At 63.4% G+C, this 12,560-nt stretch carries 11 protein-coding genes; 4 read left to right on the top strand and 7 right to left on the bottom strand.

Annotated features, from left to right (window positions below; all coding sequences use genetic code 11):
- Positions 1 to 48 precede the first annotated feature (48 nt).
- The 3 genes from QCE88_RS06870 to uvrB form a co-directional block, all read right to left on the bottom strand.
- Positions 49 to 393: a cupredoxin domain-containing protein gene (locus tag QCE88_RS06870; RefSeq protein ID WP_309807938.1), complete on the bottom strand. Its 345-nt coding sequence runs from the start codon at positions 391 to 393 to the stop codon at positions 49 to 51.
- 55 nt (positions 394 to 448) lie between these two features.
- Positions 449 to 994, bottom strand: a complete 546-nt coding sequence (locus QCE88_RS06865; protein ID WP_309807937.1) for an iron transporter — start codon at positions 992 to 994, stop codon at positions 449 to 451.
- Positions 995 to 1,363: 369 nt separating this feature from the next.
- On the bottom strand, positions 1,364 to 3,460 hold the full coding sequence (uvrB, locus tag QCE88_RS06860; protein ID WP_309900374.1) for an excinuclease ABC subunit UvrB: 2,097 nt from the start codon (positions 3,458 to 3,460) through the stop codon (positions 1,364 to 1,366).
- Positions 3,461 to 3,916: 456 nt separating this feature from the next.
- Between uvrB and QCE88_RS06855 the strand changes: the two genes are divergently transcribed.
- Positions 3,917 to 5,116, top strand: a complete 1,200-nt coding sequence (locus tag QCE88_RS06855) for an amino acid aminotransferase (RefSeq protein WP_309900372.1) — start codon at positions 3,917 to 3,919, stop codon at positions 5,114 to 5,116.
- Positions 5,117 to 5,220: 104 nt separating this feature from the next.
- On the opposite strand, the gene QCE88_RS06850 is transcribed toward QCE88_RS06855, so the two are convergent.
- Positions 5,221 to 5,436, bottom strand: coding sequence for a hypothetical protein (locus QCE88_RS06850; protein ID WP_309900370.1), 216 nt, complete (start codon positions 5,434 to 5,436; stop codon positions 5,221 to 5,223).
- Positions 5,437 to 5,698: 262 nt separating this feature from the next.
- On the opposite strand from QCE88_RS06850, the gene QCE88_RS06845 reads away from it, so the two are divergent.
- A complete protein-coding gene (locus QCE88_RS06845; protein WP_309900368.1) occupies positions 5,699 to 6,277 on the top strand; it encodes a hypothetical protein in 579 nt (192 codons plus the stop codon).
- A 70-nt stretch (positions 6,278 to 6,347) separates the two neighbouring features.
- On the opposite strand, the gene QCE88_RS06840 is transcribed toward QCE88_RS06845, so the two are convergent.
- Positions 6,348 to 7,760: a lactate utilization protein B gene (locus tag QCE88_RS06840; protein ID WP_309900366.1), complete on the bottom strand. Its 1,413-nt coding sequence runs from the start codon at positions 7,758 to 7,760 to the stop codon at positions 6,348 to 6,350.
- A gap of 23 nt (positions 7,761 to 7,783) precedes the next feature.
- Positions 7,784 to 8,518, bottom strand: a complete 735-nt coding sequence (locus tag QCE88_RS06835) for a (Fe-S)-binding protein (RefSeq protein ID WP_309900364.1) — start codon at positions 8,516 to 8,518, stop codon at positions 7,784 to 7,786.
- A 190-nt stretch (positions 8,519 to 8,708) separates the two neighbouring features.
- Between QCE88_RS06835 and QCE88_RS06830 the strand changes: the two genes are divergently transcribed.
- Positions 8,709 to 9,533, top strand: coding sequence for an IclR family transcriptional regulator (locus QCE88_RS06830; protein WP_309900361.1), 825 nt, complete (start codon positions 8,709 to 8,711; stop codon positions 9,531 to 9,533).
- 139 nt (positions 9,534 to 9,672) lie between these two features.
- Here the strand turns inward: QCE88_RS06830 and pbpG are convergent, their stop codons facing one another.
- Positions 9,673 to 10,866 (bottom strand): D-alanyl-D-alanine endopeptidase, encoded by a 1,194-nt coding sequence (gene pbpG, locus QCE88_RS06825; protein WP_309900359.1) that lies wholly within the window; start codon positions 10,864 to 10,866, stop codon positions 9,673 to 9,675.
- Positions 10,867 to 11,857: 991 nt separating this feature from the next.
- Here pbpG and QCE88_RS06820 point away from each other — a divergent pair.
- On the top strand, positions 11,858 to 12,433 hold the full coding sequence (locus tag QCE88_RS06820) for a phasin family protein (RefSeq protein WP_309900358.1): 576 nt from the start codon (positions 11,858 to 11,860) through the stop codon (positions 12,431 to 12,433).
- The last annotated feature ends 127 nt before the right edge of the window (positions 12,434 to 12,560 follow it).

The raw sequence follows: 12,560 nt of genomic DNA, 5'->3' as shown, positions 1-12,560 counted from the left end.
CAGCGATTCCACTTCAACTGGCCGCGCGCATGGCGCGTCCAATACCCTTTACTTGGCGACGATCACGCCTTGCGCGCTCTGATGAAAGTCGTCGAAAAACTTGTATTCGCCCGGATCCAGCGGCGCGATCACGACGAACGAATCCGCGCCCGGCGCGAGCACTTTTTCCTTGCGCAACTGCACGCTCTCGAACTCCGCTGCGCCCTTGCCGATGTTGTGCACCTCGATCTTGATACGCTGCCCCGCCGGCACTTCGATCCGCGCCGGATTCAGCTTGCCGTCGTTCATTTCGAGCTTGAAGGTCGGCAAGTCGGCGGCGTGCGCCATGTTCATCCCGGCAGCGGCGGCGCACAGCGACATCGCGATCGCCGCCATCTGGCTTGTCAATTTCATGCGAACTTCCTGATTAGATACGCGCCCGGTCCGGGATGCCGGGCGCCACGGACGATCAGTAACCGCCCTTCTTGCCGATGCCCGCGAACGGGAAGTCGTATTCGATCGTGAACGGCTTGAACCACGGACCCACGCCGGTTTCCTTGTCGGTGTGACGGCCGAACGCCATGTGGCCGGTTTCCGTCGGCGGCGCGATGTGCAGCTTCAGGTGGTACTTGCCCGGACCGAACAGCTTCACGTTGTCGCCGTAATGCGGGCCGTCGTTCGCGACCATCGCCATCAGGTCGCCCTTGACGGTCTGCGTCGTGCCGACCTTGCTGAGCTCATAGGTCACGTTGAGATAGGGCATCCAGTCGCCTTCGGCGAAACCGGTCGGGTTGTTCTTGACCGCGTGGATGTCCGCTTCGAGGTGAATATCGGAATCCGACGCCTTGCGCATCATGCCTTCCGGCGCCATCGTGATCGGCTGGAGGTAGACGGCGCCCGTTTCCATGCCGCCCTCGATATGCTGCTTGCCGATCGGATATTCCGCGGCCGACGCCGCCATCATTGCCGTAAGGCCTGCGGCGGCCACGAGGCCGCGCATCAACGTTGAACCCATAGATACTCCTTGTTGTTATCGACCGGCGCGGGCGCCACGCGCGCCTGCTGCCTGAAAAGCAGACCGGACTGCCGGACATCCCGAAACGATGCGCCGGACGGATGAAAAGTGTCTGCCGGAGATGGGCGATTCGACGTCCACGCTGAGCAGCCCTAGCACACCTTTGTGAACGTTAATACGAACCATTCTCAAAGTTTGCCAAGTTTAGCATCGTTCGACACCCGGAACAATTTGAGCGGGCTTACAAACCCTGTGCCGACAAGGCTTTTCGCCGCATCGACAGGGCTTGAACGGACGAAAAAAAACGCGGCCAACCCGCCGGGCCGCCGCGCCTTTTGAATTAAGCTTTGAAAATCACTTACATAAGCCTTACTTATCGCCGGTTCCGGCCACGTGGTCGCCCACATTCGCGCCGAACACGCGCTGCCGCAAAAGGGACAATTGGTCGCGGGTCTGCGCCGCCTTCTCGAATTCGAGATTCTTGGCGTGATCCATCATCTGCTTTTCGAGCCGCTTGATTTCCTTGGCGATCTGCTTCTCGGACATGTCCTCGAACTTCGCGCGGGCCTGCGCTTCCTTCAGTTCGGCGCGGGCATCGTCGGCGTTATAGACGCCGTCGATGATGTCCTTGATGCGCTTCTCCACGCCCCGCGGCGTGATGCCCATCGCCAGGTTGTGCGCGATCTGCTTGGCGCGGCGGCGCTCGGTTTCGTCGATGGCGCGCTTCATCGAGTCAGTCATGTTGTCGCCGTAGAGAATCGCCTTGCCGTTCACGTTGCGCGCCGCCCGGCCGATGGTCTGGATCAGCGAGCGCTCGGCGCGCAGAAACCCTTCCTTGTCGGCGTCGAGGATCGCGACGAGCGACACCTCCGGAATGTCCAGCCCTTCGCGCAGCAGGTTGATGCCGACCAGCACGTCGAAGGTGCCGAGCCGCAGGTCGCGGATGATTTCCACGCGCTCCACCGTGTCGATGTCGCTGTGCAGGTAGCGCACCTTCACGCCGTGATCGGCGAGGAACTCGGTCAGCTGCTCGGCCATGCGCTTGGTGAGCGTGGTGACGAGCACGCGTTCGTGCACGGCGACGCGCGCGTTGATCTCGGAGAGCACGTCGTCCACCTGCGAACGCGCGGGACGCACTTCGATCTCGGGATCGACCAGGCCGGTCGGGCGCACGAGCTGCTCGGCCACCTGCCCGGCCTTGCCCTTTTCGTAATCGGCGGGCGTGGCCGAGACGAACACCGCTTGGCGCATCTTGCGTTCGAACTCGTTGAACTTGAGCGGCCGGTTGTCGAGCGCGCACGGCAGCCGGAAACCGTAGTCGACGAGATTCTCCTTGCGCGCGCGGTCGCCGTTGTACATGCCGTTCAACTGCCCGATCAGCACGTGCGATTCGTCGAGCAGCATGAGCGCATCGGGCGGCAGGTAGTCGACGAGCGTCGGCGGCGGTTCGCCGGGCATCGCGCCGGAGAAGTGCCTCGAGTAGTTCTCGATGCCCTTGCAGAAGCCGAGCTCCTGCAGCATCTCCAGGTCGAAGCGGGTGCGCTGCTCCAGCCGCTGCGCTTCGACCAGCTTGCCCTGCTCGTAGAAGAATTCGAGCCGCTCGCGCAGTTCGTTCTTGATGGCCTCGACGGCGCGCATGACGGTGTCGCGCGGCGTCACGTAGTGCGACGACGGATACACGGTGAAGCGCGGAATCTTGTTGCGCACGCGGCCGGTGAGCGGATCGAACAGATGCATCGCTTCGACTTCATCGTCGAACAGTTCCACGCGCACGGCCATTTCCGCGTGCTCCGCGGGAAAGATGTCGATGGTGTCGCCGCGCACGCGGAACGTGCCGCGCGAGAAGTCGGCTTCGTTGCGGGTGTACTGCATCGCGATCAGGCGCGCGATGATGTCGCGCTGGCCGAGCTTGTCGCCGGTGCGCAGCGTCAGGATCATGCGGTGATATTCGGACGGATTGCCGATACCGTAGATCGCCGACACGGTCGCCACGATCACGACGTCGCGCCGTTCGAGCAGGCTCTTGGTGGCGGAGAGCCGCATCTGCTCGATGTGGTCGTTGATCGACGAATCCTTCTCGATGAACAGGTCGCGCTGCGGCACGTACGCTTCCGGCTGGTAGTAGTCGTAGTACGAGACGAAGTACTCGACGGCATTGCGCGGGAAGAATTCGCGGAACTCGGCGTAGAGCTGCGCGGCGAGCGTCTTGTTCGGCGCGAACACGATCGCCGGACGGCCCATGCGGGCGATCACGTTGGCCATCGTGAAAGTCTTGCCGGAGCCGGTCACGCCGAGCAGCGTCTGGAACGAGAGGCCGTCCTCGATCCCTTCGACGAGCTTGGCGATGGCATCAGGCTGGTCGCCCGCGGGCTGATACGGCTGATAGAGCTGGAACGGCGAGCCGTCGAAAGTGACGAACTTCGATTCGTCCAGTGCTTCGGGAGAGTCGATGAGAGTGTCGGACATGGAGATTCGATGCGTCGTCGCCGGAGCAAACACCTATTCTAGCGGCTGCAGAAAACACGCGCGGCCCGGCGGATGGGAGCGCGCGGCGGACGGGACGCACGGCGCGGCGCTTGGATCCGAAGCAGATTGGGATCGCACAGCCGATCTCAAGCGCCCTTCTTGCGGCCCCTTTTGACGGCATGCGCGGCATCGGTCTAAATGACCTGCCACGAAAAACCCGGGTTGTCGGCCAGGCGACGGCGAAAAAGCCGGGCCGGATTCGCTACAATGTGCGACTGTGCTCGACGGCGGGCAACGGACATTTCTCACAGCGGGGCAGCATGCCGCACTGCGGAGACCGCCGAAGACGCCACGCGGGCATCGTCCCCGTTCCGGGCTGGCTTCGCGCCAGTTTCGCGCTCGTTGGCCTTTGGGCGCCACTCCGCCGCACCGTCTTTTTCTCACTGCCGATAGATCATGTCTCTTTTCTCTGCCGTCGAACTCGCTCCCCGCGACCCCATCCTGGGCCTCAACGAAGCCTTCAACGCCGACACGCGCACCACCAAAGTCAATCTGGGCGTCGGTGTCTACACCAACGAGGAAGGCAAGATTCCGCTGCTGCGCGCCGTGCGCGAAGCCGAAAAAGCACGCGTCGATGCCGCCCTGCCGCGCGGTTATCTGCCGATCGACGGCATCGCCGCCTATGACGCCGCCGTACAGGCGCTGCTGCTCGGCCAGAACTCGCCGCTGATCGCCGCGGGCCGCGTCGTCACGGCGCAGGCGCTGGGCGGCACGGGCGCGCTGAAGATCGGCGCGGACTTCCTGAAGCGCCTGAACCCGAACGCCAAGGTCGCGATCAGCGATCCGAGCTGGGAAAACCATCGCGCGCTGTTCGAAGGCGCCGGCTTCGACGTCGTCAACTACCCGTACTACGAAGCCGCCACGCACGGCGTGAATTTCGACGCCATGCTGGCCGCGCTGAACAGCTACGCGGCCGGCACCGTGGTCGTGCTGCACGCGTGCTGCCACAACCCGACGGGCGTGGACCTCTCGGACGCGCAGTGGAAGCAGATCGTCGAAGTCGTGAAGGCGCGCGAGCTGGTGCCGTTCCTCGACATGGCGTATCAGGGCTTCGCGGAGAACATCGAGGCCGACTCGGCCGCCGTGCGCCTGTTCGCGGCCTCCGAACTGAACGTGTTCGTGTCGTCGTCGTTCTCGAAGTCGTTCTCGCTGTATGGCGAGCGCGTCGGGGCGCTGTCGATCATCACGACCAGCAAGGAAGAGTCGGCGCGCGTGCTCTCGCAACTGAAGCGCGTGATCCGCACCAACTACTCGAACCCGCCCACGCATGGCGGCTCGATCGTCGCGGCCGTGCTGGCGTCGCCGGAACTGCGCGCGACCTGGGAACAGGAACTGGGCGAAATGCGCGACCGCATTCGCGCAATGCGTAACGGTCTCGTCGAGCGCCTGAAGGCGAGCGGCGTCGACCGCGACTTCTCGTTCGTCAATCAGCAGCGCGGCATGTTCTCGTACTCGGGCCTGACGTCGGCGCAAGTCGACCGCCTGCGCGAAGAGTTCGGCATCTATGCCGTCAGCACCGGCCGCATCTGCGTGGCTGCGCTGAACACGCGCAATCTCGATGCCGTCGCGACCGCGGTCGCCGCCGTGTTGAAGTAAGACTGTCTGGTGGAGGTCCGGACGCCTTGGCGGCCGGACGAAGAAATGGCGCCCTGCGTGAACCGCGAGGGCGCCATTTTTTTTGCGCGCTGCTTTACTGCGCGCTACAGCGTGCGGGCTGCAGCCGGGACCGTGGCGGCATCGTCCGCGTCGACGAAACCGTATGAAATCGCCCGCGCCAGTTCGGCGCTCACGCTCGCGACGTCGGTCTGTTCCTGGCGCACGCCGGCCGCGCCGTTGCTGCCCGCCTGCATGCAAAAAGCCAGCGCGATGGGCAACAGCATCGCCACGGGCCAGTAAGTCGATATTGTCTTTCTCATTTGGACTACCTCGATTCGATGTCGCAGCGGAGCCAACGCCCACTTGTCGACAGTCGAAATGTTACGGAAATGCGAGAATCTTAAAAAGGTATTGAAGAGCAAAGCTTTGTTGCAGCCGGGGCAACAAGGCTGCCACGACGATGCGCCCGAAAATGCGGCCTCACGCGGCGGGACGCCGTCATAAAGGCTTACAAAGTTGTCGGGACATCGCAAGGCCGCGCGTGTCTTAATAAGTAACGCCCCAACGAATCATTCCAAGATCATGAAATCCGCAGTCGCTGGTCTTTTGTTCGCCTCGTCCGCCGCGCTGCTCGGCGGATGCGCGGCGTATCCCGATGCCGGCGGGTACTACGGCGGCGGATATCCCGCCGGCGGCTATCCCGCAACCGCGTACGACACGCCCGGCTACGACGCTTATTACGGCGGCCCGCCCGTTGTGCAGCCAGGCGTGGTCGTAGGCGGCGGGTATTACTATGGCGGCCCGGGCCCGGGGCGTTATTGGGACGACGGTCCCGGCTGGCGCCGTCCGCCGCCCGGCGGATGGAACAACCGGCCGCCGCCGAACCGTGGATACGGTGGCCCTCCGCCGCAAGCCGGCGGCGGCCATGGCGGCCCGCCTCCTCAGGCGGGTGGTGGACGTCCGCAGGGCGGCCCGCCGCCCCAAGCCAACGGCGGGGCGTTGCCAAGAGCAGTCGGCGGCCCGCCGATGCGGCCTCAAGCCGCACCGCCGCCTTCGAACCCGGGCGGCAATCAAGGCGGCAATCGTGGCGGTGGAGGCAATGGCGGCGGCAACGGTGGCGGCAATAGCGGCCGCTGGCACAGTGGACCGATCGGCAACTGAGTTCGCCTCCCGGCTCCACAAAAAAGACGGCGCCCGACGACGAGTCGGGCGCCGTCTTTCGTTGCAGAGTTCAGCCCAGATGCGACCGTTGCGCCTTATACAGTTCGCGGAAGGTCCGGCCGACAGGCGCAGGCATGTCGCGCGTCGCGGTCCAGCCGGCGCCGAGCGGCAGACGTGCAATCGACCGGCGCGTGCCGCCCATGCGTTCCAGCACGCGCACCGCCACTTTCGTGAACAGCGCGTAGGCGGTTGGATGCTTCGCCAGATAGCCCCACAGCGCCAACCCGGCGCGCTCGTTCCAGGGACGCAGCCGCCGCTCCATCTGTTTCTCGCGCAGTTTGCGCAGCAGATCCGACAGCGGAATTCCCACCGGGCACACGCTGTTGCATTCGCCGCATAGCGTGGCGGCCTGCGGCAGATCGAGCGCGCGGTCGATACCGACATAAGCCGGCGTCAGCACCGACCCCATCGGTCCGGGATACACCCAGCCGTACGCATGTCCGCCGATCTTCTGGTACACCGGACAGTGGTTCATGCACGCCCCGCAGCGGATACAGCGCAGCATCTCCTGGAACTCCCCGCCGATCAGCCCGGTGCGCCCGCCATCGACGAGCACGAAGTACATATGCTCGGGACCGTCGGTTTCATCCGGGGCACGCGGGCCGGTCAGCAGCGAGAAATAGTTCGACACCGTCTGTCCGGTCGCCGAGCGCGGCAGGAGGCGCATGGCGGTCGCGAGATCCTCGAGTGTCGGCAGCACTTTTTCGATGCCCGTCACCGCGACGTGCACGCGCGGCATCACCGTACACATGCCTTCGTTGCCCTCGTTCGTGACGACCGCCACCGAACCCGTTTCCGCGATCAGGAAATTGCCGCCGGTCACGCCCATGTCCGCCGACATGAAATGCGGCCGCAACACCTCGCGCGCCTCGCGCGTCATCTCGGGAATGTCGGTCAGGCGCGGCTTGTTGTGCGTCTTCGCGAAGAGATCGGCGATCTCGTCCTTATCCTTGTGCACGACCGGCGCGATGATGTGGCTCGGCGGCTCGTTGTCGTTGATCTGCAGGATGTATTCGCCGAGATCGGTCTCGATGGACTGCACGCCCATTTCGCCCAGCACGCGATTGAGCTGCATCTCTTCCGACACCATCGACTTGGTCTTGATGACCTTCTTCACGTCGTGCTTGCGCGCGATCTCCGCCACCAGCCGCGCGGCGTCCTGCGTCGATTCGGCGTACAGCACGGTTGCGCCGCGCCGGGTTGCCTCGCGCTCGAAGGTCTCGAGCCAGACGTCGAGGTTCTCCAGCGCCCGGTTGCGCCGTTCCTTCAGCGCCGCGCGCGTCGCTTCGAAGTCGATGTCGCGCACCGCGTTCGCGCGCCCGGTGACGAACTTCGTCGACAGCTTCTTGAGGTTCTGTTGCAGGCGTTCGTCCGCGAGCTTGCTGCCGGCGCGCGCCTTGAACTGCATCGTCTGAACTTGCATGGGGAGTGCTCCGTCCGCCGTGGTCAGACGCCGGCCGGCGCGTCGCCGGCAAGCACCTGCGCGATGTGCAGCACGCGTGTCGTGGTATCGCCGGTGCGACGCAGCCGGCCTTCGATATTCAGCATGCAGCCGAGATCGCCCAGCACGACCGCATCCGCCCCGCTCGCCCGGATGTTGGCGCACTTTTCGTCGACGATCGCCGTCGAGATGTCGCCGTACTTCACCGCGAAAGTGCCGCCGAAACCGCAGCAATGCTCGCAGGCCGCCATCTCCGTCACGGCCACGCCTGCCTGCGACAACAGCTCGCGCGGCTGGGTCTTCACACCGAGCTCGCGCAGGCCGGAGCAGGAATCGTGATAGGTCGCCGTGCCGTCGAAGCCCGCAGGCTCCATCCGCGTCCGCGCGACCGTCACGAGGAAATCGGTCAGTTCGAATACACGCGGCTGAAGCCGGGCGAAACGGCTCATCAATTGCGGATCGTCGCGGAACAGATCGCCGTAATGCGCGCGGATCATGCCGCCGCAGGAGCCCGACGGCACGACGACGTAATCGAATTGCTCGAATTCGCACAGGGTCTTTTCGGCGAGGTTGCGGGCGAGCGGACGGTCGCCCGAATTGTAGGCAGGTTGGCCGCAGCACGTCTGCGACGGCGGCACGACGACCTCGAAGCCCGCGCGCTCGATCAGCTTGATCGCGGAGAAGCCGATCTCGGGGCGCATCATATCGACGAGACATGTCACGAATAATCCGACTCGCATGGGGGCGTTTCCTGTTTTGTAGAGTGATGTGAACGCCCGGCAATTATCCGTGAAAACGCCGCCGCGCCGGCCCGTTCACGGCTTTTGGGGCGCATGTCCGATTCGCCCCAGCCAAATGGCCTGTTTGCCTTTTCACGATACGAGATACAATTGCATTTCCGCTGTTTGACGCATCAACCGATTTTTCACGATGAGCGATACGAACCCGGATTCCAAAACCTCCATTCAGGTGATCGAACGCATGATGCGTCTGCTCGACGCACTCGCCGGTCACACCGATCCCGTCAGTCTCAAAGAACTGTCGCAGAGCACCGAACTGCATCCGTCCACCGCGCACCGCATTCTCAATGACATGGTGCTGTGCCGGCTCGTCGATCGCTCCGATCCCGGCACGTACCGGCTGGGCATGCGGCTGCTCGAACTCGGCAACCTGGTGAAAGCGCGCCTTTCGGTACGCGAGGCCGCGATGCCGCCGATGCGCGAACTGCATCGCCAGACGGGCCAGACGGTCAACCTGTCGGTGCGTCAGGGCGACGAGATCGTCTATATCGAGCGCGCCTACTCGGAGCGCTCGGGCATGCAGGTGGTGCGGGCCATTGGCGGGCGGGCGCCGCTGCATCTGACGTCGGTGGGCAAGCTGTTCCTCGCCGCCGACGAAGCCGCGCGCGTGCGCGCCTACGCGATGCGCACCGGGCTCTCGGGACATACGCAGAACAGCATCACCGATCTCGCCAAGCTCGAACGCGAACTGCTGCTGGTGCGTCAGCAATCCTGCGCGCGCGACAACGAGGAACTCGAACTGGGCGTGCGCTGCATCGCGGCGGGCATTTATGACGATACCGGGCGGCTGGTTGCGGGGTTGTCGCTGTCGGCGCCCGCCGACCGGCTGCAGGACGCCTGGCTCAAGCAGCTGAGCCATACGGCGCTGGAGATTTCACGCTCGCTCGGCTATCACCCGGAGCAGGCCGCCGGGGAGGCACAGCAGGCGCAGCACGCCACGCACGCGCACCGCTGAGCCGTCTTTCCTGTGTGTCCTGTGTGTCCTGTGTGTCCTGTGTGTCCTGTGTGTCCTGTGTGTCCTGTGTGAATAAAAAACGGGATTCGTCTTTCAACGAATCCCGTTTTGCCTTGGAAGCCCGGCCGATGCGCCGAACTTAAGGATTCGCGCCGCCGCCCATGTCGGCGCTCATGATGTGCGGTTCGCCAAGCGTGTCGAGATACGAACGCAGACGGCCAGCATCCGCGAAACGCGAATACTTGCCGTAGGAATCCAGCAACACGATCACGACCGGGCGGCCGTGGACAGTTGCCTGCATCACCAGGCACTCACCCGCTTCGTTGATGAAGCCGGTCTTTTGCAAGCCGATGTCCCACGACGCATTGCGGATCAACGCATTCGTGCTGTTGTAGGCGAGATTGCGCTTGCCGGTGAAGACGTCGTAGCTGCGGTCGGTCGAGAACTTGCGGATCAGCGGGTACTGATACGCGGCGTTGACCATCTTCGCGAGGTCACGCGCGCTCGACACGTTCTGGCTCGTGAGGCCGGTGGAATTCTCGAAGTGGGTGTCGGTCATGCCGAGCGACTTCGCCTTTGCGTTCATCGCAGCGATGAAGGCCGGACGTCCACCCGCGTAATAACGGGACAACGCGGCTGCCGCACGGTTTTCCGATGCCATCAGCGCGATGTGCAGCATGTCCTCGCGATTCAGCACCGAACCGACCGAAAGACGCGAGCCGGTGAACTTCTCGTAATCGCGATCTTCGTCGGTGACGGAGATGTCCTCGGTGAGCGGCGCATGCGAGTCGAGCACGACCATGGCCGTCATCAGCTTGGTGATCGATGCGATCGGCACGACGGCGCGCGAATTCTTGTCGAAGAGCGTTTCGGAGGTGTTCTGGTCGATCACATAAGCGACGCTCGAACGCAGCGCGAGGCTGTCGGGCGTGTCATGCAGGCCGAATGCCTGTCCCACCGAAGGCGAACGCGGCTGGAACGCGACCGCGTGGACCGCGCCGCGCCGGGCGTGCGGCTCCATGCGATACGCGACACGGCGCTTGCGCGATGCGCGCGGCGCGTCGTCATCGTCGTTCGCGGCGGCGACCTTGGCGGCCTTTACTGGCTTGGGCGATTTCAGCGCGGTCTTCGCGACACGGGCAGGCTTGGCGGCCTTGGTAGCGGGTTGGGCGGATTTCTTGACGGTTTTGGTGGCGGTTGCAGTCTTTGCAAGGGCTTCAGCCGGAGCCGCTGCGAAGGACGTCGCTACTGCGATGGAGACGGCGAGCGACAGCGCGGAGCGCACTGCGACGCCATGCACCACCTTCAACGACGAAAACATTTCGGTTTTCATTAGTGTTCTGTTGGGCGGCTGGAGGGTACCGCCAAGTGTAGTGAAGCTACGAAATTTAAGCAATATTAAGCACTTATCGGTGCTCGTTAAACCGAGTTGTAAGCCGTGATTGCGTATTATCGATGATGAAACGCACCCCGATCGGAAAAAACGATCGTTCCGGCAGAACAATTGCTGCGAGTGCGCGCTTTAACTACATGGTGACCAGCGCACTATCGGCAATACTTTCCGTGACTTTAGTCAAACGCTTAACAACGCGTCAGCGGCAACGAAATTTTTGGAGCGGGGATGGGTGTCGAGAATGCGGCGGTAAGAGCACGGCGGATCGAGCAGCCGAGATGTTAACGTTTCTTCACGATTTTGGTGTACGCCGCGAGGTCAAAAAGTAAGACGAACTTTTGGAGCGGTGCGCGGTCGGGGCCGCCGCAGGCCGCTCTCGCCGCAGGCCGCTCTCGCCGCAGGCCGCTCTCGCCGCAGGCCGCTCTCGCCGCAGGCCGCTCTCGCCGCAGGCCGCTCTCGCCGCAGGCCGCTCCCGCCGCAATCCCGCTCCCGCCGCAATCCCGCTCCCGCCGCAAGCCCGCTCCCGCCGCAAGCCCGCTCCCGCCGCAAACCGTTGCCGCCGCAAGCCCTTCCCGCCGCAATCACGCAATACAACGCGCCGCGTCAAAGTGAAACATCAAAGCTTCATCGAAACGTGATTTCATCAGCATCACGCTCCCGTTGAACGCCTGCACGCTTGATCCCAACGTGGTGCACAAGGGTTTTCACGAACGTCCGCAAGCGCCTGAACGCTACTTGTAAGTCTCTGTTTAAACTGAGTTTTATCCTGTTTGTGCGATGCACAAAAAGAGCTTGACATCGTTCGGGATATCACTAAAATGGCTTTCATGTTGCGACGCACCAAATGCTTTGCACTGAACCGGCACACGTTTTCGCCGGATCTATCCAAACCACGACCCGCGTTTGATGGGTCGGCCATCAGGAGCCTGAGATGACACTGTTGACCCCCGAGCAAATCGCCGCTGCCCAGAAATCCAACTTCGACACGCTGTTCGGTCTGACGAACAAGGCGTTCGAAGGCGTCGAAAAGCTGGTTGAACTGAATCTGCAAGTCGTGAAGTCCACGCTGGCCGAAAGCCAGGAAAACGCGCAACGCGCGCTGTCGGTGAAGGACGCACAGGAACTGCTCGCGCTGCAAGCCAGCCTGACGCAGCCGGTCGCTGAAAAGGTCCTGTCGTATGGCCGTCACCTGTATGAAATCGCATCGGCCACGCAAGCTGAATTCGCCCGCGTCGCGGAAGTGCAATACGAAGAGCAGAACCGCAAGGTGCAAACGCTCGTCGACAACGTCGCGAAGAACGCACCCGCTGGTTCGGAAACGGCTGTCGCCGTGATGAAGTCGGCCATCACCGCCGCCAACACCACGTACGAAACGGTTCACAAGGCAACGAAGCAAGCCGTCGAGATCGCTGAAAGCAACTTCAACGCAGCCGCCACGGCCGCCACGAAGGCCGCTACGCAAGCGACCGAGCAAGCTTCGCGCGTCGCCAAGAAGTCGGTTGCCTGAGTTTGCTGCCGGGCTTCGCCCGGCTGGCTGACGATGCAACAAAAAACCCGGCCACTGTGCCGGGTTTTTTGTTGCCCGCGCGGCGCGCGGTGGCGCACACGACGCCGCACAGATTGGCGCGGCGCAC

The organism is Caballeronia sp. LZ035, from assembly GCF_031451175.1.
Taxonomy (GTDB): Bacteria; Pseudomonadota; Gammaproteobacteria; order Burkholderiales; family Burkholderiaceae; genus Caballeronia.
This window is presented reverse-complemented; position numbering and strand designations above follow the sequence as displayed.